The following is a 20,482-nucleotide window of genomic DNA, read 5'->3' as shown; positions in this document are numbered from 1 at the left end:
TTTACGGGAAGGATGTTTGCGCCGGATCGGGCGCAAACATTCATTCAGAACGCAGAACCGTCAGGCGGCCTTGACCTCAGCGGTCGCACGGTCAACCAGTTCGTTTTTCATATCGCGGTTGACAGAGCTGAAGAAGATAACCCGCTCAAGCTGGTTCTGCGGCAAGGTTGCTGCCATCTTCTCACGGTCATTCAGCAGATCAGCCACACCATTGATGGTGGAACTGTAGCCGGACTGACGGGTCATCGATGCACCGACTGCCGGATCTGCCAGAACTGCATTAAGCAGCTTATAGGCATTTTCCTGATTAGGCGCATTATTGACGATGTTCAGCGTATATACGAAGCCGAATGTGCCTTCTTTCGGTGCAGAAAGCTGGATCGGATGGCCTTCCATAATCAGCTTGGCAACCGGGCCTGACCAGGAATGCGCCAGATAAATATCTTCATTGATAAACATCTGCTGCACTTCGGAACCGGCATCGTAATATTTACGCACCATATCCTTGTGTTTAATCAGGAGGTCGCGGGCATCATTGGTAGCCTTTTGTGCAAGCTCACGATTATCCGTATAGCTGACAAAGTCACCGTCATAGCCAAGATATTGCATGGCCAGTGTCAGGAAGTCGCTGACGATATAAGAGGTCTGCCCCTTATATTCCGGATCAAACATGATCTCCAGACTGTCCGCTTCCTTAACGTAATCAGTATTGCGTGCAAGCCCCTCATAGCCAGCCAGAATTGGCAGCCCCCAGAGCTTGTCCTCAACGCGTGCCCATTTGGCATCCTGATAGACAGAATTAAGGTTTTTCCAGTTGCTGATTTTATCTGTATCAATTGCAGAAATCAGCTTGGACTGGATGAACTGGCTATAGCGGTGCCCTGCAACCGTCACGATATCGGTTGACGGATTGGCGCCTTCTGCAGTCAGCAGGTTATATTGCTTGCCCTGATCGTCTGTCAGACGAACGCGCACTTCAATACCGGTATCCTTCTGGAACTTGTCCAAAAAGTCCTGCGGCAGAAATTTGTCATAGGTTGTAACATTCAGAACGCCGTTTTCAGCCCATGCCGGACGCGGTCTGATGATATATGGTGACGACAGCACAGCTGTCCCTGCCGCAACCAGCTTCAATGCTGACCGGCGGTTAACCAGAAGAGTCTTCCTCATTATGTTCCCCTGAAGATATTTGTTTTTTATTATCAGGCGCAGATCAGGCTCACCCACAGGATCAATTGAAAATACTTCGCCGCTTCCCTTCGGCAGAAATATCGGATCTGGTGGAAAAATGTCCGCTAAAATGGATAATTCCGATAAAGCAGAAATATGTCAAGGGCTTTATTATAAAGAAATAATTTTTAGCATTATAATCAACAACTATAAACAACAGTCCTTAAAATGCAAAGCAAATCAAAATTGCATTTGATCTAACATCATAATTTTATTGATAAATTTTACCAGAGAATATTTTTTTAGTCACGTCTGATTTACGCAGGAGAATTGACAATTCTGCTCTGTGCAACCCAAACTGAAAAATCTTTTATAGCGGATTTTTTCCGCTGCTTCCGCTTCTGCACAGCTCAACAATGAAACCGGATAAATCTCACAGAGAGAATCTCCTGACCTGCATGCGCCATTTCGACGCAAATTAAACCATCTGTACAAAAATCTAACACAAACGCCTTGATGCTGCCGATTGCAGGGAAAACGGTTGCAGGCAGGCAAGTTATTGAATTGCAGTAAATTTTATGCAGCACGCCGGACAAGTACAAAAAACGGTATCATGAGTTACAAGCCTGATCCGCTGTCCGGCAGCATTCCCGCGAAAAGGGGTTGGGTTCCCGTGACTGATACTATATGAAGCCCTTACAACTTTAGATCTAACTCAATTAGGCAATGCTTCAATTGCTAATTGTCCCGATCTTAATCACTTCGTATTAATTTATTCAGTTTATACGTTCCTGTGTCACGGCATCGGAACAAAGGTTCACACGAATGCAACTCTTCTCCGCAAAGATCCTCGCGGGTCACCGTAATCGCATGCCTTTCAAATCCACAACACTCGCTCTTACAGCCGTTCTGGCTGGCAGTCTGGCTATTGCCGGATGCAGCACTGGCTATAATGTTGCTGAAACACAGGCAACATCTGTCACCAAAGTCGGTTATGGCCTGCCTGCAAAAACCACTGCCATCGCCAAAGCAGATGATATACAAGCCCCGCGCACGCAACGTGCACCGCGTGTTGCTGCTACCAAAACAGTGACATCTTCAAAATCAGTCAGAGTGGCTTCCGCAAATTATCTGGGACGTGCGCCTTATATCTGCACACCAAGTGGTTTCGGCAGCAAAACACGCTGCTTTAACAGAAGCTGACGGCAAACAAGATATCTGCCGCCAGCTTCATAGTCAGTTGGATGCCATAGCCGGCATCATGCGGTCCAGTTGTCTGCTCACATAATCACCCCGGCGGAATTTGGTGATTTCATCACCTTTTCTTGCCGGTGCGTGTTTGAAAATATACCAGTCACCATTCGGCTCTTTTCGTTGATAAATAACGCCGTTCTTTTCGCGGTGGCTGAAGCAGGTTGTTGCCGGAAAACTGGTACCTTTTTCATACCATGTCGCACGGAAACATAATTTTCCGGGATCGGTGATAAACCAGATCCCCTGACCGGCAGAAGCATTGCGGCCCCTGCCGGACCATGCCTTGAATTGCCGTTTTGACACGGCAAAATAACCGGCGCCGTCTTTCCACATCCATGAATTATGGCTGTAAATCCGGTAAATTTCGGAACTGCTGAGTGGCTTAGCCGTGTCTGCACCTGACGCTGTCTGAGCCGCTGCCGGAGCCGCAAGACCAGCGGAAACGCTCAAACCCAATCCGCCGGCTACCGCTATTATAAGTGTCATTGCACGAAACATTGACATAATCGCCTCCCTCACGCTCAGACAGCGTGGTTCAGTTGGTTGGTGTATTCACAACGCGCCATTCAGGCTTCCCGAAACCGTTCGCCCATGGATAAACTTCACGGTCATTGAAATAAACCACGGTTTTCAGTTCAGGAAATTCCGGATGAGCCTTGGCAACATTCTCAGCCCAGTTCCGGTCATATGCGGCATCGCCGTCATAGCCCAGCTCGGCGACCCAGATCGGTTTGCCGAAGCCTTTTACACGGTCATAGCCCGGTGCCAGACGTTCAGAGAAAGTCTGATCCCCGCCCTTGGTTGCACGGTCGTATTTTTGGTAACCGAAGACGGAAAGCCCAACAATATCAACATAGTCATCGCCGGGATAAAAGGCCTGAAGCCCCTCATTGCCTTTTGGTGACCACATATATTTGGCATTTGGCAGACTTTCTTTGCATACACGCACCATACGCTGATACGCCTTTACATATTCATCGGGCTGCCAATGCGCCCAGGTAAACTGGTTATCCGTTTCATCCATTTCCTGCGCCCAACGGATGATAACCGGACTTTTCAGTTTTGCCGCTTCTGTGCAGACCTTTGCCATATACACATCCCGCTCCCCTTTCAGAATGCTCTGCAAAAGCTGCGGTGAGGAAATACGCCAGTCCGGCGACCACGACCATGGCTCGACTGAAATCAACAATGTGCGGCCGCGTTTGAGCGCGTAATCATCGGCAAGTGCCAATGACCCCAGCTCAACATCTTCCCATGGCAGAAACAGATGTTCGATTTTGGAATTCTTGTCATCACCGAAATCGCCATGCGGGTCATAAGCACCAAAGCCTATAGAGGATGGTGTTATCACCGGACGTTTCGTGGACGGCTGATCCTGAGTTGCTGACATCTCGTTAGGGATACCAAGCGGAGTGCTGCTTGCGGCATGAGCAGTACCGGACAACATGACCCCGACGAATGACAATGCAATAATTTTGGATATCCTATCCATTGCCTTTCTCCTGCATTAATTTGTACCGTTCGGAGCCTGTGCAGAGAACGGTTGCTGTTTGGCATCTGCCTGTTGCGTGAACGGCTGCAGCTTTGCCAGCTGAGCGCTCACCGTGTCTTCAGCAATGAGTTTTTTGAACTCATCACTGTCTGCGGCCTTGGCATGTTTAAAAACATACCAGCTGCCGGAAGGTTCTTTTTTCTGATAAATCGTGTCTTCATAAATACGGTGGCGGAAACAGGTTTTATTGGCCTGTTTTGTCTGTACGCCATGCCATTCAGCTTTCAGACACATCAGCCCCGTATCACTCAGCACCCACCGCCCTTCAGCCCAACGGGTATCATTCCCTGAGCCTGACCAGCCGATAAAGGTGCGGTCTTTTTCCTGCATACGGCCTGCGCCGTCCGGCCATTGCCAGGTTTTATTCCGGTAAAGCACATAGAGCTCTGCAGCGGACATTGCTCTTGCCTGTGCGGGCACTTTGACCGGTTCTGCGGCACCGGCCGGTATAACGGGCACACCCGTCATTGTCAGTGCGGCCAGCATAACACTAAATCTGCGTAAGCCTGCACCATATTTCTGAATTCTGGTCTTGTTGTTATCTCTGCTCATAGCCTGCTTCTCCCTGCTGTTCCGGCTTTTCCATCATTGCCGGTGTGAAGCCTGCCTCTTACGCCCCCTCCTGCCGTTACAGCAGACTTTGCTTCCTTCTCTGCCAGAGCGGCAGAATGTGTTTCCTTGTTATTTCGGACCGGTTTACCAATCATCGTGATACGGAATCCTGCGGCCTCTGCACTTTCCTGAGAAACTGCATTGCGCAGATCAACAAGAACGGGTGCGTTCATGAGTTTTCTCAAGCGGGTCAGATCCAGCCTGCGGATACAATCCCATTCTGTCACGATGACAACGGCATCTGCATTGCGTGCGCATTCATAAGGATCATCAATCAAAGCCACATCATCCAGCATTTGCGCGGCATTTGGCATACCCACCGGATCAAAAGCGCGGATCGTTGCCCCGAAACGCTGCAAAGTCTCGATCAGAGGAACCGACGGTGCCTCACGCATATCATCCGTATCCGGCTTGAATGTCAGACCGAGAACCGCAATGGTCAGCCCGTCCACATCGCCGCCGACAGCATCAAGCACCTTCAGCGCCATTTTGCGTTTGCGTGCTTCATTTGCTGTTACGGTTTCCTCGACTACCCGCAGGGCTACGCCGTAATCCTGAGCGGTGCGCAACAGAGCCAGCGTATCTTTCGGGAAGCAGGAACCGCCATAGCCGGGACCTGCATTCAGGAAGCTGGAGCCGATGCGCCGGTCAAGACCAATACCCAGCGCCAGATCACTGATATCACTGCCTGCCAGTTCACACAGGTCGGCCAGTTCATTCATGAAGGTAATCTTGGTCGCCAGAAATGCATTAGCGGCATATTTAATCAGCTCGGATGTGCGCCGTCTGGTAACCACAACCGGCACATCATGCGGTGCAAAAACATCGCGATAAAGTTGCATCAGCACAGTCTGTGCATGCATATCCTCAACACCGATCACCACACGGTCAGGCTTCAGAAAATCCGGGATGGCTGCGCCTTCGCGCAGGAATTCAGGATTGGAGGCGACCGAATAGCTGCCGCGTCGGCGCACCGAGCCGATAATCTTGTCAACCGCATCGCCGGTGCCGACCGGCACAGTGGACTTCACCGCGACCACTGCACCTTCCGCCAGATACGGTGCGATTTCCTTGGCAGCCATATAGACGAATGACAGGTCCGCATCGCCGTGACCGGCGCGCGCCGGTGTACCGACAGCGATAAATACAATATCCGCATCTTTGACCGCTGCTGCCAGATCACAGGTGAAAGACAAACGTCCCGCCTGATGATATTTGCTGACCAGCCCGTCCAGCTCCGGTTCATAAATCGGCAGGATGCCCTGATTAAGTCCGGCTATTTTTGCAGCGTTCTTATCGACACAGATAACGTCATTGCCCCAATGTGCAAAACAGGTGCCGCTGACGAGTCCGACATATCCGGTTCCTATCATCGTGATTTTCATGATCTGCAACGCCCTGAGGCGCCTCCCTGTTATAATTTCCTAGAGCATGTCAGTTTTGACTAAATCCGATGAAATGCTCTATCTCTTTGTTTTTACTCGTATCTTAACCGAAAACCGGTTCCCGCTTTTCGGGATACACTCTAATCTTCCGATATGTTTGTTGATGCGTCTGAGCGCCAATGCGGGCTGAATGTGGTTATGCGCAGCGATTGTCCGCCGACACCGGCACCGGCTGCCGAATAACGTTCTTCGAAAAGCCGGACATGTTTTGCGCCCAAGGCAAGCACTTCGAGGCTTTCACGTCCCCGTTCAAAAGTTGCAAATCCGGGCAGAATGATAAGGGTCAGAATGGTCGCCAATAGAACCGGACGATAATAGCGTGTGGTCATACGCACTTTGTTTTCCACGCTGTGCCGGACAAGCACCACGATCATCAGCACTGCATAAATCACACTGTTGAAAATGGCGAAGAGATAAAATCCGCGGCTTTCACCGGCATCAGACACCAAAAGCACAGCAAAAACAGAACCAAGCGCAATGATTGCATAAGGCACCAAGACCCTGAAAGGCAGTGGATCAACCTCGGATGTTCCCTTCGGCGTAACGCGGAAGTCAACAAAAGATCCGGTCATCCAGTCGCGTAATGCCGCAAGTGTTCCTGCCAGTGCCCAAGGCCAGCGGGCAAGCAAAAAGAGTATGCCTTCCCAGCTCAGAATTTGACTATTTACAGGTCTGAATGTTCCGGTTGCCCGCCAGCGATAGGCGAAAACCAGAAGGATCAGCGACATCGGCAGAAAATGCGTCAAAAATTCAGGATATGTGACAGCAACAAAAGGCTTACCGCGAATGAGCGCAATAACCGACATGGCAAAGAGTGTTGCAGTCAGTAGCTAAGACAGCGGATACCAAAATTGTGAGAACAAAAATGAAAACCGCAAACGGGCTGTCAGGCGCGGGATCAGATCCGGCGAATATTGCAGCAGGATCATTACAATGCTGCGTGCCCACTGAAATTCCTGCGTAATCAGGTCGCCGAAAGTGCGCGGACCATCGCCATGCGCAATGGCATCAATCGCATGGACACCACGCCAGCCATAGGCATTCATCATCAGCGTTGTGGAATGGTCTTCAGCCAGCTCCGGTCCGAGCCCGCCGATTTCCCTGAGTGCCACAGTACGCACGGCATAATGAGAACCGATACACATCGGTGCGAAACCGCCGCTATAACCTGCTTGCAAGCATCCATGAAAATTCGCTTCTGCAATGAGACGCCCGCGTGCCGACCAGCTTTCCGCAGCATTGCGGTCACAAATACTGGGTGCGGAAACATAACCGACAGCCGGATCGGCGAAAGGCCGCAACATCTGCCAGAGATAATCCGGTTCAGGCACATGATCGGCATCAAGCTGCGCAACAAAATCATAGCGCTCATAGCCGTAATGATCATAGAAAAACGCAAGATTGCCTTCCTTGCAGCGTGTACGGCGCGGCCATGTCTGCCGGTGATAATCGGCGCGGCCTTTGCGTGTCGATACGAAAACTCCGTGTTCACGGCACCATGCCAGTGTTTCCGGTGACGGATCTTCATCCGCAAGCCAGGTATCATGCGGCTGTGTCTGCGCCAGCATCGCCAGCAGTGTTTCAGCAACAATGGGAAACGGCTCTGACGGCGCTTTGGTCACAACCATAGCGATCCGGCTGTTCTGCGGTATGCGCAAAGCACCGACAGGCTTTACCGCAAAGTAAAACATGACCAGAAAATAAGCAGGAATCAATGTTAGCCATGCCAGCGCCGCGGTTGTGATAATCGTTCCGAAAGTGCTCACATGATGCTCAGGCTGCAGCCACCAGACCCAGAAATAGATGAAAGCTGCCAGCCATATGGCAACACCGGCAATATATTCTGTACGTCTGTAGCCCTGAAATACGGATACCAGCAGCGGTTCACCATTCAGCGTGAAAGACTTCTGTCTGTTGATGGCAGGACGTGTCATGATCTCGCCTCCAGTCCGAAGAAAGGAGCCGCAGTCCGGACAATTGTTTCCAGATCCGAATATTGCGGTTCAAAACCGAGCATATGGCGCGCAAGAGCAGGATCGGCATAAAGAGCCGGCGGGTCACCTGCGCGACGCGGACGAATAATGATGGGAACCGGACGGCCGGTTACCTTGTCGATCGTATTGAGAATTTCGCGAATAGAAGAGCCGCGTCCTGTCCCGAGATTGACAGCGAGATTGTCACCGCCACCAGCAAGATAATCGTAAGCCAGAACATGGGCGCGGGCGAGATCAGTGACATGAATATAGTCCCGCACACAGGTGCCGTCCTCAGTGTCATAATCATCTCCGAAAATCTCAAGCTGTGCGATTTTTCCGGCTGCGGCCAGCAGCGCGCGGGGGATGAGATGGGTTTCCGGATCATGCCACTCTCCCAGCTCACCTTCCGGATCAGCACCGCAGGCATTGAAATAGCGCAAAGCCACATAACGCAGCCCGAAAGCCGAGGCATAGTCAGCCAGCATATGTTCAGCAATCAGCTTAGTTTGACCATAAGGACTGACAGGGATCTGAGCGGCAGTTTCCGCAACCGGCAAATTTGCCGGCACGCCATAAGTGGCGCAGCTCGAAGAAAAGATCACCTTATCCAGCCCTGTCTCGCGACAGGCATCCAGTAAAGACAAAGTTCCGCAGACATTATTACGGTAATATTTTGCAGGGTCTGTGACAGATTCCCCGACATAGGCGGATGCGGCAAAATGAATAACAGCAACCGGCATATAACGCAGGATCGTTTCCGTCAGCAGCATCGTGTCCAGAATATCGGCCTGAACAAGAGGGCCATAGCGCACGGAAGACCGGTGCCCCGTGGACAAATTGTCATAAACAACCGGCTCAATACCCCGGAATTTCAGAAGCTTGGCTGTATGGCTCCCGATGTAACCGGCACCGCCCGTAATCAGAATGCGCTTTGCTGTCATCTGGCCATCTCCCGTAATCTGTTGCCGGAGAGGCTCAGACGGCTGTCAAAATAGGTGATCGTCTTTTCCAGACCTTCGGTCAGCTGCACCTGCGGCTGCCAGCCCAGTTCGCGCATTGCAAGCGAGATATCAGGACGGCGCTGACGCGGGTCATCGACAGGCAGCGGATGATGAACAATACGCGAGCGTGAACCTGTCAGATCAATCACGATCTTCGCCAGTTCACCGATCATAAACTCACCGGGATTGCCCAGATTAACCGGTCCTGTCACCGATGCATCGGCCGCCATCAGGCGGACAAAACCTTCGATCAGGTCATCCACATAGCAGAAAGAACGGGTCTGCGTGCCGTCACCGTAAATTGTAATGTCCTCGCCCTTCAGCGCCTGAACAATAAAATTGGAGACCACACGTCCGTCATCCGGTCGCATATTCGGGCCGAAAGTATTGAAAATCCTGACGATCTTTATTTCGGTGTCATAGGCTTTGTGGAAGTCGAAAAACAGGGTTTCCGCACAGCGCTTTCCCTCATCATAGCAGGAGCGCGGGCCGAACGGATTGACATTGCCCCAATAGGTTTCGACCTGCGGATGAATATGCGGGTCGCCGTAAACCTCGGATGTTGACGCCTGAAAAATGCGGGCATTATAGCGGGCAGCCAGTGTCAGCAGATTATACGCGCCCAGCACACTGGTCAGCGTTGTATGTACAGGATCGGCCTGATAATGCGGCGGTGATGCGGGACAAGCGAGATTGTAAATCTCATCCGCTTCCAGATCGAACGGCTCAACAATATCATGATCAATAACACTGAAAGTGTCATAGCCAAGCAGATGCATAATATTCTGCTTGCTGCCAGTCGAGAAATTATCAACACAGATAACCCGATGGCCTGAACGGAGGAGACGCTCACAGAGATGCGAACCGAGAAAACCGGCTCCGCCTGTAACAATAATCTGCTTATGTAATATATCCGACTGAACAGCATAAAGCTCACGTACAGGTGTTCTGCCAGACTGATTACCAATATGTTGATTAAGTTCACTCATCTTCAACTCCATCAAATTTATCTTTAAATCTGCATTGATGTAAAAAGAAATTTAATGAAATTACTTAAGTAAACTTACTAAAAATACTCAAAGTATAAACAGAATTTTAACGAAATTACTTTCATATACTATATACCGCTCTGTCAGAGGATTGTCGTTATCGCTGCATCCTGAAAATTATCATTTCGTACATTTCTTATTTGATATGATAAGATATTGCTTGAGGATGATGTGCTGAGAGATTTCACAGGCTTTCACTGCTAAGAGATGCAGTGGACGGGAGGAACCGGATGCATAAGCAGTCTGACACTCCGGAAGGAAACCCTGACCGGCTGAGAGCTGAAGCAACATGGCCGCAGGTTGAGCGCCGCCGCTTTCCCCGCACCGGTCAGGATGTTCTTGAGCCGGTGATCATTCCTTCAACCGCGCCGCCTTTACCGTCGCTGCATTTTTCCACGCAGGACCTGCCTCCCGAAGAGCAATTCGAGGCATGGCGCGCTTATATGCGGCCGATTATTGATGTCCGTTTGCCGGACAATATTCTGCCTGAGGACGGATTTTTCGCGAGTCATACTGTCTGGCATTTCGGTAAAATGCTGTTTGTCCGGCAGCAGAGCGATGCCTATAGCTACGCCCGCACGGCTGCACAATTGCGCTACAGCCCGATTGATCACTGGTATCTGGGATTAAGACGCAGCGGACAGGCATGGACGGAGGTTGACGGCAAAGTCATTAAAACCGGCTCGGGTCGCGTGGCTTTCCGTACACTCGGACACCCCTATCGGGGGCGCTGCACCAGTTCTGAAATTGTGCTGCTCTATATGCCTTACAGCCTGTTTTCCGGCGAGGCCGGTCTATTCAAGTCTGTCAATAATTCCATCCTGTCAGGAACGCTTGCCACGCTGCTGGCGAATTTTCTGGCTCAGGTTGAAACACATCTGCCCTCGCTGACACTGGATGATCTGCCCGGTATTGTACAAACAATCAGGAATATGATTGTGAACGGCGTTGAGCCCTGTGTCCGCCCAGACCATGACCATCCGGGTCAAATCGGCTTCGGCACCATGGAACGGGTGCATCACTACATTCATCACAATCTGCACGATCCGCAACTCACAGCAGAGAAAATCTGCCGGTCGGTCGGCATATCCCGCACGCGGCTTTATCAGCTGTTCGAGTCCCATGGCGGCGTTCTGAATTATATCCGCAAACAGCGCCTGCAAGCGGCCTATGAAACATTGCAGGATCCGGCCAATCAGGACAGAATTCTCGACATTGCCCAAACGGCCGGTTTTGATGTTGCCGCAAATTTCACCCGCGCATTCACCAATGAGTTCGGTGTCAGCCCGAGCAAAGTGCGCAAAAACCTATCCGCACCGCATCCGGAACCGACAGATTTTCCTGTCCCGAACAGCAAACAGGTCAGTTTTGAAAACTGGCTGCGCAATCTTGACCTGTAATAAAAGCAACAGCATAAACAATCCGACAATAACAGGCCGGTTAACTGACAGATATACTGATTAATCTGATTTTCTATTCTGTATTTCTATGCATCGCACATCGCTACCGGCCTGTTCAGAATATAAAAACCGGACCATCCGCTTTACCCTGAACAGCATTATTCAGGAGACGGTTTTACAAAACATCCTCCCAAGATATTTTGAAAACTGCACGATCCTAAGCCTCAAGATCAGGCCGAATGGCGGAGAGGTTACGCAACGGATTGCAAATCCGTTCAGCTTGGTTCAAATCCAAGGTCGGCCTCCATTTCTGACCAATATCAGTCATAATATTGGTCAGAAATGGCTCTCTTCTTACGCCCAGAGAACGCAAATATGATTTCGATAAATACAGTTCTGACCGGTTCCGTCGTCCCGCTAGGCCCCCGCGAAGCCCCCAGTGCAATTGCAAAAACCCCGTCACAGGGCAAGAACTGGCTCGGCATAGAAGGCTTCACCAAGGATGCACAAGGCGATCGCAAGCATCACGGCGGGCCGGAAAAAGCTGTTCATCATTATGCCTATGAACATTATGCGATCTGGAGGCAGGAAATCGGCGAGCGGGATGTCTTGCAACAAGCAGGCGCGTTCGGTGAAAATATTTCGACCACCGGCCTGACAGAAGAGACTATTGCAATCGGGGACATATTTCAGGCTGGCGACGCCGTTATTCAGGTCAGTCAGGGGCGTCAGCCCTGCTGGAAGCTTAACTTCCGCTTTGACACCGGTGACATGTCACTGCGCGTCCAGCGCAGCGGCCGAACCGGCTGGTATTATCGTGTTTTACAAGAGGGCTTTGTTGAAGCCGGCGATACATTACGGCTGATTGAGCGTCCCTCACCTGACTGGACCATCCGCAAGGCGTGGCATATTTTATATGTCGATACACTGAATTTTGCAGAACTGGCTGTGATGGCCGATCTTGAACATCTTGCGCAGAGCTGGCGTGATTACGCCGTCAAGCGACTAGCCACACGAAAAACGGAGGATTGGTCACGCCGCCTGCAAGGCTGACCGGCGCCTGAAACCTCTCTTCCGCTCTAATATGGAACAGGCAGTATCCTGCCTTTATCAATTCAGGTCTGTGATGAGAAAAAGTACTGCACTTGCAATCGAAGTCTCTGCCCGCGAACGGGAACCGATTTTTCTGGCCTTAGCCCGCTCTATTATCGGCGAGATTGAACGCGGCCGTCTTAAACCCGGCGCGGCTTTACCCGGCACACGTTCGCTGGCGCAAACACTCAAGCTCAACCGCAATACTGTTGATGCGGCCTATCACGAACTGACAATGCAGGGCTGGCTTTCAGCTGAACCATCGCGCGGCACCTTTGTTTCCCATGACCTGCCGGATGTTTCCGGCTCAGGAAAAACAGCACCGGCCGGTAAACAGCCTTCTCCCGTGAACAGCAATCTGCCGCTTTTTACACTCAAATTTTCTGACGGCGCGCCGGATGCACGACTACTGCCGACAACCGCCTTTGCGCAGGCTTTCCGCCGTGCACTGACAAGCACCAATTTCACCCATGGCGGCTCCTATAGTGATCCGGCAGGCAATAAATCATTGCGGGAAAATCTTTCATCCTATCTGAATGTCGAGCGCGGTCTGGTGGCAACTGAGAAAGATATCCTCATTACCAGAGGCAGCCAGATGGCGCTGTTTCTGGCCGCGAAAGCAATCATTGAACCCGGCACAAAAATTGCCGTTGAGCAGCCGGGTTATCCTTTGGCATGGTCGGCATTTCGTGCGGCGGGCGCAGACATCTGCGGCATAACGGTGGATGAAGGCGGGATTGATGTTGATGCTCTTGAGGCACTTGCCCGACAAGACCCGCAGCTCAAAGCTGTTTACCTGACACCGCATCATCAATATCCGACAACAGTCACACTCGGAGCCGCAAGACGGCTGCGCCTGTTTGATATTGCACAGCGTTACGGACTGGTCATTATCGAGGATGATTATGACAATGAATATCGCTATGACGGCCGCCCTGTCCTGCCATTAACCGCGCGTTCCGGCAAGGAACTGCCGGTTATCTATCTCGGCTCCCTGTCCAAGGTTCTGGCTCCGGGCATTCGTATCGGCTATGCCGTTGCACCGGCGGATATTCTCAGGCGGATGATCCGGCACCGTGAGGCGATTGACCGGCAGGGCGATCTGCCGCTGGAACTTGCCCTGAGTGACCTGCTCGCTGACGGCACTATCAAGCGCCATGCTCGCAAAGCCCGCCGGATTTATCACGCAAGACGCGACTTTCTCGCCGGACAGTTGCAAAACCTGCTCGGCGATGACGGCCGGTTCTCGCTTCCGGCCGGTGGTCTGGCCATCTGGTTCAGACTCAATCAGGGGTTTTGTGCACAAACATGGTCTGAAAATGCTGCCCGTTCCGGCCTCTCCGTCTTGCCCGGTGCACATTTTGAGCTGGATAAAAGCCGTGCCACACAGGCTTTCCGCATTGGCTTTGCCAATTCAAGTGAAGCCGAACTCGCACGGATGGTGCAGATATTGGCGCGGTCAAAAGCCTGATATAACAAAGCCTTCGGCTCCCTCTCTGTTGAACCTGTTTCATGCCGCTGTTCCCATCCGAACAGCGGCTGAATTTCATTCTGCATCGTAGAAATTTATTTCTGTGACACTTCAATGAAAAAGATTTTCATTTTGAATCTTTTTTGATAGGATTTTTTTCGGGAGAATAATGAGGGGGAAAGATCGGTGAATCTACCGGCGCTTATTGAAGCACAGTGGTCACGCCTGACAGCCAATCAGCAGAAAATTGCTGATTTCGTGCTGACGAACCCCTTTCCGGTTGCCACAATGGGCATTGAAGAGCTGGCAACAGCCACCGAAACCTCCACCGCCACCATCACACGTTTTGTCAAAGCGCTTGGCCTGAACGGTTTTACCGAATTTCGCGCCCATGCTGTGCAGGGTTATCAGTCTCTGCTGAAGCCGGTTGAAAATATCGACCGCGCCCGTCACATTCCGCCGCGCCGTGTGATTAAAGACGCCTTCAAGAATGCCCTTTCACAGGTGCAGACTGTTGCAAAGCAAGCCGACAATCCGGTCTGGGAGAGCGCAGCCATGCGTATCCAGAACGCCCAGCGCATCGCTTTCTTAGGCTTTGGTGTCAGCGGCAATCTGCTCCAGCTTTTTGCCGACAGGCTGCTGCCTTTCAGCCGTGCGCAGATCATGCTGACCGGTGAGAACGGCATGGAACGGGTCGCTCTTAAGATTGCAGGCCTCGGTCCTGAAGACCTGCTGATCGCCATGGCATTGCCACGCTATTCACAACACACAGTCGATTTTATGAAGCTCGCCCGTGGTCGCGGCACCTATTGCATCGCGGTTACGGACGGAGCGCATTCTCCGCTTTGCGCCCTCAGCCATGAGCAGATTTTCATTCCGGCGGATCATCCGGTTCTGCACAGTTCCGGCATTGCCGCACTTGCTGCTTTTGAAACTATTCTCGCCGTTCTGGCGGCCCATCATCAGAGCGTGTCCGATGCCGTATCGATGACACGCTTTCTCATGCCCTATTTTTATGCGGATGATGAACAGCATCCGCAGTCCAAAACGAGGACCACGGATGTCAGTGAAGCCGAGTAACCCGCAAACAGCACCGGTTATCCGCGTTGAGAATATCAGCGTTGATTTCAAAGGTGATGAAAGCACATTCCGTGCGGTTAAGAACCTGTCTTTCGAGATCAAGGCCGGAGAAACACTGGCTGTCGTTGGTGAATCCGGTTCCGGCAAATCCGTAACCTCGCTGGCAATCATGCGTCTGGTGGAAAGCGGCGGCGGCAAAATCACCGAAGGCGGCATCCACTTTACCGGCAATGACGGTGTTACCACCGACCTCACCAAACATTCCCTGAAGGCGATGGAAAAGATCCGCGGCAATGATATTGCCATGATCTTTCAGGAACCGATGACATCGCTCAATCCGGTCTTTACCGTTGGCGAGCAGATTGCAGAAGCTGTGCGCCTGCACCAGAATTGCTCTGCTTCAGAAGCGCGTGCAGAAGCACTGCGCATGCTGGAAAAAGTCCGTATCCCCGATGCGGCACGCCTGCTTGACCGTCACCCGCATCAGCTTTCCGGCGGTATGCGCCAGCGTGTGATGATTGCAATGGCACTGTCCTGCAAACCGAAACTGCTGATCGCCGATGAGCCGACCACAGCGCTTGACGTGACCATTCAGGCACAGATTTTGCGCCTCATCCGCCTGTTGCAGGAAGAGATGGGCATGGCTGTGCTGTTCATCACCCATGATATGGGTGTGGTGGCAGAAGTGGCCGACCGCGTTCTCGTGATGCGTCACGGTGAAAAGGTTGAAGAAGGCACTGTAGAGGACGTTTTCAAATCGCCGCAGCATCCTTATACCCGTGCTTTGCAGGCCGCTGTGCCGCGTCTTGGTGCGCTGAATGGTGAAGACCTGCCGCGCCGTTTTCCGATACTCAAAGCCGACCATGCAGACGGCAAGCCTGCCGAATTTGAAGTCTCCCCGCCGCAGGATACAATCAAATCCGACGAACCAGTGCTGAAAGTACGCGATCTCGTCACCCGTTTTGATATCCGCCGTGGCTTCTTCTCCAAACTGGCCGGTCGTGTACACGCGGTTGAACAGGTCAATTTTGATCTGCGTCAGGGCGAGACTCTGGCACTCGTCGGTGAATCCGGCTGCGGGAAATCCACCACCGGCCGCACTTTGATGATGCTGCAGGAAGCCACATCCGGCTCGGTACACTATCGCGGCAAGGATATTTTCAAGCTGAGCGGCGCTGAGAAACTCGCTGTACGCCGTAAAATTCAATATGTGTTTCAGGACCCGTTTGCCTCGCTCGATCCGCGCCTGACAGTTGGCTTCTCCATTGCCGAGCCGCTCATTACCCACGGCCTTGCCAAGGGCAATGAGATTGAGGAACGCGTTGTGCAATTGCTGCGCGATGTCGGCATGCAGCCGGAACATGCGCGCCGCTATCCGCATCAGTTCTCCGGCGGCCAGCGTCAGCGTATCTGTATTGCCCGCGCTCTGGCCGGTGATCCGGATATTCTGATTACGGATGAGGCTGTGGCCGCACTGGACGTTTCCATTCAGGCGCAAGTCATCAATCTGATGATGGAATTGCAGGAAAAACGCGGCCTGTCCTATATTTTCATCAGCCATGACATGGCCGTGGTTGAACGCGTCTCGCACCGTGTTGCCGTTATGTATCTCGGTCAGATCGTTGAAATCGGCCCGCGCCGTCAGATTTTTGAAAATCCGCAACATGCCTATACCCGCCGTCTGCTCTCTGCGGTGCCGATTGCCGATCCGGCACGGCGCGACCGCAACAGACCGCTGATTGAGGGCGAAATTCCAAGTCCGGTGCGCAAGCCCGACGATATGCCTGTTGTCAAACCATTGGTTGAGGTGGAACCCGGCCATTTTGTAGCCCGCCACCCGATCGGTGATTTTAAATAATAAGTGGAAGGAGAGACTAATGAAACTGAAATCAATTCTGCTGTCATCGGCATTAGCTGCCGCTGTCATGCTTCCGGGCACCGTATGGGCGAAATCGCTCACCGTTGCTGTTCAGGACAACCTGACCGGTCTTGACCCTGCTGTGGTCAATGACACCCTGTCCCAGACCTCGCTGCGTCTGATCTATCAGGGTCTGTTCGGCTTCGACAAGGATATGAAACTGATCCCGCTTCTCGCTGAAAGCTATGAAGCCAATGAAAATGCCACCGAGTTTACAATCAAACTGCGCAAGGGCATCAAATTCCATGACGGCACAGATTTCAATGCTGCTGCCGCCAAGTTCAACATCGACCGTCTTGCCAATCCGGATAACAAACTGTCCCGCCGCAGCCTTGTTTCCATGGTTAAGGAAGTACAGGCCGTTGATGATTCAACCATCAAACTGACCCTCAAAGAGCCTTTCGGTGCCATGGTTGCCTCTCTCGCCCATCCGGGCGCGATGATGATTTCTCCGGCAGCGCTGGAAAAATTCGGCAAAGATATCGACCGTAATCCGGTCGGCACCGGCCCGTTCACTTTCAAACATTGGGCTGCTGATACACTGGAAGTCGTGAAAAACGACAATTACTGGAAAGAAGGCATGCCGAAAGTTGACGGCGTGACCATCCGCTCCGTTCCGGAATCCGGCGCCCGTTTTGCGATGTTGCAGACCGGCGAAGCTCAGTACATTCCGACATTCCCGACTGAACTGATGAAGGCAGTCGAAAACAATCCGAATGTTCAGGTCGAAGCGACACCGTCGATCGTTGAAACCTATGTCGCCATGAACAATCTGAAGAAGCCGTTTGATGATCTGCGCGTGCGTCAGGCTCTGAATTATGCCGTTGATAAAGACGCTTTCTGTAAAGTTGTCTCCAATGGTTACTGCTCACCGGCAGATTCCATCATTCCTTCGGCTCTGGCATTCCATGTGAAGGCCGGTGACTACACTTTCAATCTCGACAAAGCCAAAGAGCTGATGAAAGAAGCAGGCCTCGAAGCCGGTTTTGAAACAGAAGTCTGGGCTGCCTCCAATACCGGCTCCCTGCGTGCCGCGCAGTTCATCCAGCAGCAGTTGGCGCAGATCAATGTAAAGGTCAATGTCGTGCCGCTTGAAGCCGGTGTTGCCGCGCAGAAAGTCTGGGGCGTTGATAAGCCTGAAGATGCAACCGTGCAGCTGTATTACGGCGGCTGGTCTGCTTCGACCGGTGATGCTGACTGGGGTATTCGCCCGCTGCTTTACGGTCAGAGCTTCCCGCCTGCAATGTTCAACGTCGCATATTATAAAAATCCGAAGGTTGATGCAGCGATTGAAGCAGGTATTGCAACTGCAGATCCGGCAAAACGTGCTGAAGCCTATGCGGAAGTGCAGAAACTTGCATGGCAGGATGCACCGTGGATTTTCCTTGGTGTAGGCCAGAATATTGCTGCCAAGAGCAAAAGCCTGTCGGGCGTTTATATGCTGCCTGACCGCGGCTTCCTGCTCGAAGATGCCGCTTTTGCTGAATAATCGCATCTGAAAGCGAGTGCTGACCGCTATTTGACGCGTATCTTTTCCGAAAACCGCTTCGCACTTTTCGGGATACGCTTAATACGGTCAGCACAGTTTTTCAGAAAGGAAATCCATGTTTGCCTATCTGATCAAACGGCTGTTGGCCACTATCCCTGTCATTGCGATGGTGATGGTCTGCGTTTTTGCCTTCGTGCATATGTTGCCCGGTGATCCTGCCCGTCTTGTTGCCGGTCCTGAAGCCAGCGCTGAAGATGTCGCCGTTGTGCGCTCCTCGCTCGGGCTTGATAAACCGCTGCCTGAACAGTTCGTCCGCTATTTTACCCGCGCTGTGCAGGGCGACTTCGGCATTTCGCTGAAAACCCGCCGTACTGTTGCGGAAGAAATCGGCGCCCGCCTGATGCCGACCGTCTGGCTGACCCTGTTCGCCATGCTCTGGTCAACGGCTCTCGGCCTGCTGATCGGCGTTGTCTCCGCTGTCAAACGCGGCAAATGGCCTGATTATGCGGGTATGATTATTGCGGTTTCCGGTATTTCCTTTCCGCCTTTCTGGCTCGGCCTGCTGCTTATCAACCTGTTCTCCGTCCATCTCGGCTGGTTCCCGACCGGCGGCTACGGCACATGGCAGCATTTTGTTATGCCGTCCTTTACGCTCGGCGTCGGTGTTGCTGCAGTCATGGCGCGTTTCACCCGCTCCTCCTTCATCGAAATTGCCCGTGAAGATTATGTCCGCACTGCGCGCGCCAAAGGTGTGCCGGAACGCCGTGTGATCTGGAAACACTCCCTGCGCAATGCTTTGATCCCGATCATCACCATGGTCGGTCTGCAATTCGGCTTCCTGCTCGGTGGCTCGATTGTGGTTGAGAGCGTGTTCTCATGGCCGGGTCTCGGCCGTCTGCTGGTCGATTCAGTTTCCTATCGTGACTATCCGGTCATTCAGGCGCTGATCCTGCTGTTCTCGCTGCAGTTCATTTTCATCAATATGCTGGTTGATGTGCTGTATGCTTTCGCAAATCCGGAGATCCGCTACAAATGAGTGCGACAACTGTTGTGGTGGAACCCACCGAAAAAATGCGCAAGCCTTTGGCTGAATTCTGGCGCCGCTTTAAAAAACAAAAAGTGGCAATGGTTGCGCTTATCTTCATCATCACACTGGTGCTGATGGCTATCTTCGCGCCGTTTGTTGCGCCTTATGATCCGACCATTCCGGATTATAATGCTGTGCTGCAGGGGCCAAGTGCCGCCCATTGGGCAGGCACGGATACCTATGGCCGCGATATTTTCAGCCGTATCATCTGGGGCGCACGGATTTCGCTGTCTGTCGGCTTCTTGTCCGTGACACTGGGTGCTCTGGTGGGCGTCTCGCTCGGCATCATTTCCGGCTATTACGGCCGCTGGATTGACTCCGCCGTGATGCGTCTGTGCGATCTGCTGCTGGCCTTTCCGGGCATCCTGCTGGCGATTGCGGTTATCGCTATTCTCGGACCTGGCATCACTAACGTGATCTATGCAGTCGCGATCTTCTCGATTCCGGTTTTTGCCCGTCTTGCCCGTGGTACAACATTGCAGCTTAAGCGCACTGTCTATGTGGATGCATCCCGCGCCATCGGGGTTAAAGACCGCGTGATCATGCTGCGCCACATTCTGCCGGGCACACTGCCGAATGTGATCGTCTATTTCTCCATGCGTATCGGGACATCCATTCTGACTGCGGCATCCCTCTCCTTCATCGGTCTGGGCGCACAGCCGCCAAGCCCTGAATGGGGTGCCATGCTGGCAGACGGTCGCTCCTATATGGGCGTTGCCGATCACCTGACCCTGTTTCCGGGCATTGCGATTTTCGTAACCGTTCTGGGTTTCAACCTGTTTGGTGATGGTCTGCGTGACGCATTGGATCCGAAACTGCGCTCTGACTGATGACGTTACGCCGTCTCAATTGAGACGGCGTTCTCATGTCAGTCTTTTCAATATCT

At 52.3% G+C, this 20,482-nt stretch carries 16 protein-coding genes, 1 tRNA gene and 1 pseudogene; 10 read left to right on the top strand and 8 right to left on the bottom strand.

Annotation, left to right across the window (positions count from 1 at the left end; translation table 11 throughout):
- Nucleotides 1–60: 60 nt before the first annotated feature.
- The gene (locus LDL70_RS01975; RefSeq protein WP_022709484.1) at nt 61–1,170 is read right to left on the bottom strand and encodes an extracellular solute-binding protein; all 1,110 of its coding nucleotides are present in this window, start codon (nt 1,168–1,170) and stop codon (nt 61–63) included.
- A gap of 825 nt (nt 1,171–1,995) precedes the next feature.
- Between LDL70_RS01975 and LDL70_RS01970 the strand changes: the two genes are divergently transcribed.
- The gene (locus LDL70_RS01970) at nt 1,996–2,373 is read left to right on the top strand and encodes a hypothetical protein (RefSeq protein ID WP_225686469.1); all 378 of its coding nucleotides are present in this window, start codon (nt 1,996–1,998) and stop codon (nt 2,371–2,373) included.
- 33 nt (nt 2,374–2,406) lie between these two features.
- Here the strand turns inward: LDL70_RS01970 and LDL70_RS01965 are convergent, their stop codons facing one another.
- The 7 genes and pseudogenes from LDL70_RS01965 to LDL70_RS01935 all read right to left on the bottom strand — a co-directional run bounded on the left by LDL70_RS01965 (nt 2,407) and on the right by LDL70_RS01935 (nt 9,921).
- Entirely contained in the window at nt 2,407–2,928 is a 522-nt protein-coding gene (locus LDL70_RS01965; protein WP_225686467.1) for a DUF995 domain-containing protein, read from the bottom strand.
- Nucleotides 2,929–2,959: 31 nt separating this feature from the next.
- Nucleotides 2,960–3,916 carry a glycoside hydrolase family 26 protein gene (locus LDL70_RS01960; protein WP_022709481.1) on the bottom strand — a complete coding sequence of 319 codons (957 nt, stop codon included), beginning with the start codon at nt 3,914–3,916 and terminating at the stop codon, nt 2,960–2,962.
- A gap of 15 nt (nt 3,917–3,931) precedes the next feature.
- Nucleotides 3,932–4,528, bottom strand: coding sequence for a DUF995 domain-containing protein (locus tag LDL70_RS01955; RefSeq protein WP_151158548.1), 597 nt, complete (start codon nt 4,526–4,528; stop codon nt 3,932–3,934).
- On the bottom strand, nt 4,525–5,973 hold the full coding sequence (locus LDL70_RS01950; RefSeq protein ID WP_225686465.1) for a UDP-glucose/GDP-mannose dehydrogenase family protein: 1,449 nt from the start codon (nt 5,971–5,973) through the stop codon (nt 4,525–4,527). Before LDL70_RS01950 ends, LDL70_RS01955 begins: the two co-directional genes overlap by 4 nt.
- A 140-nt stretch (nt 5,974–6,113) precedes the next feature.
- Nucleotides 6,114–7,967: pseudogene (locus tag LDL70_RS01945) on the bottom strand (glycosyltransferase family 2 protein).
- On the bottom strand, nt 7,964–8,950 hold the full coding sequence (galE, locus tag LDL70_RS01940) for a UDP-glucose 4-epimerase GalE (protein ID WP_022709478.1): 987 nt from the start codon (nt 8,948–8,950) through the stop codon (nt 7,964–7,966). Before galE ends, LDL70_RS01945 begins: the two are co-directional and overlap by 4 nt.
- Nucleotides 8,947–9,921 (bottom strand): UDP-glucuronic acid decarboxylase family protein, encoded by a 975-nt coding sequence (locus LDL70_RS01935; RefSeq protein ID WP_370637798.1) that lies wholly within the window; start codon nt 9,919–9,921, stop codon nt 8,947–8,949. Before LDL70_RS01935 ends, galE begins: the two co-directional genes overlap by 4 nt.
- Before the next feature lie 368 nt (nt 9,922–10,289).
- Here LDL70_RS01935 and LDL70_RS01930 point away from each other — a divergent pair, with 368 nt between their 5' ends.
- From LDL70_RS01930 to LDL70_RS01890, 9 genes are all read left to right on the top strand, one after another.
- Nucleotides 10,290–11,459: an AraC family transcriptional regulator gene (locus LDL70_RS01930; RefSeq protein WP_225686463.1), complete on the top strand. Its 1,170-nt coding sequence runs from the start codon at nt 10,290–10,292 to the stop codon at nt 11,457–11,459.
- Nucleotides 11,460–11,692: 233 nt separating this feature from the next.
- Nucleotides 11,693–11,766 (top strand) — tRNA-Cys (locus LDL70_RS01925).
- 68 nt (nt 11,767–11,834) lie between these two features.
- A complete protein-coding gene (locus LDL70_RS01920; RefSeq protein WP_225686461.1) occupies nt 11,835–12,512 on the top strand; it encodes an MOSC domain-containing protein in 678 nt (225 codons plus the stop codon).
- 73 nt (nt 12,513–12,585) lie between these two features.
- A complete protein-coding gene (locus LDL70_RS01915) occupies nt 12,586–14,022 on the top strand; it encodes a PLP-dependent aminotransferase family protein (RefSeq protein WP_225686459.1) in 1,437 nt (478 codons plus the stop codon).
- 186 nt (nt 14,023–14,208) lie between these two features.
- The gene (locus tag LDL70_RS01910) at nt 14,209–15,102 is read left to right on the top strand and encodes a MurR/RpiR family transcriptional regulator (RefSeq protein ID WP_121993922.1); all 894 of its coding nucleotides are present in this window, start codon (nt 14,209–14,211) and stop codon (nt 15,100–15,102) included.
- Entirely contained in the window at nt 15,083–16,960 is a 1,878-nt protein-coding gene (locus LDL70_RS01905) for a dipeptide ABC transporter ATP-binding protein (RefSeq protein WP_225686457.1), read from the top strand. Before LDL70_RS01910 ends, LDL70_RS01905 begins: the two co-directional genes overlap by 20 nt.
- A gap of 19 nt (nt 16,961–16,979) precedes the next feature.
- Complete coding sequence (locus LDL70_RS01900) at nt 16,980–18,509, top strand: glutathione ABC transporter substrate-binding protein (protein WP_151158557.1); 1,530 nt, start codon at nt 16,980–16,982, stop codon at nt 18,507–18,509.
- Between the two features lie 115 nt (nt 18,510–18,624).
- On the top strand, nt 18,625–19,545 hold the full coding sequence (gene gsiC / locus LDL70_RS01895) for a glutathione ABC transporter permease GsiC (protein WP_151158558.1): 921 nt from the start codon (nt 18,625–18,627) through the stop codon (nt 19,543–19,545).
- Complete coding sequence (locus LDL70_RS01890) at nt 19,542–20,426, top strand: ABC transporter permease subunit (RefSeq protein ID WP_022710156.1); 885 nt, start codon at nt 19,542–19,544, stop codon at nt 20,424–20,426. Before gsiC ends, LDL70_RS01890 begins: the two co-directional genes overlap by 4 nt.
- The last annotated feature ends 56 nt before the right edge of the window (nt 20,427–20,482 follow it).

It is taken from the genome of Pseudochrobactrum sp. XF203, from assembly GCF_020341615.1.
Lineage (GTDB): Bacteria > Pseudomonadota > Alphaproteobacteria > Rhizobiales > Rhizobiaceae > Pseudochrobactrum > Pseudochrobactrum saccharolyticum.
Note: the sequence above shows the minus strand (reverse complement) of the source record. Positions and strands in the feature narration are given on the sequence as shown.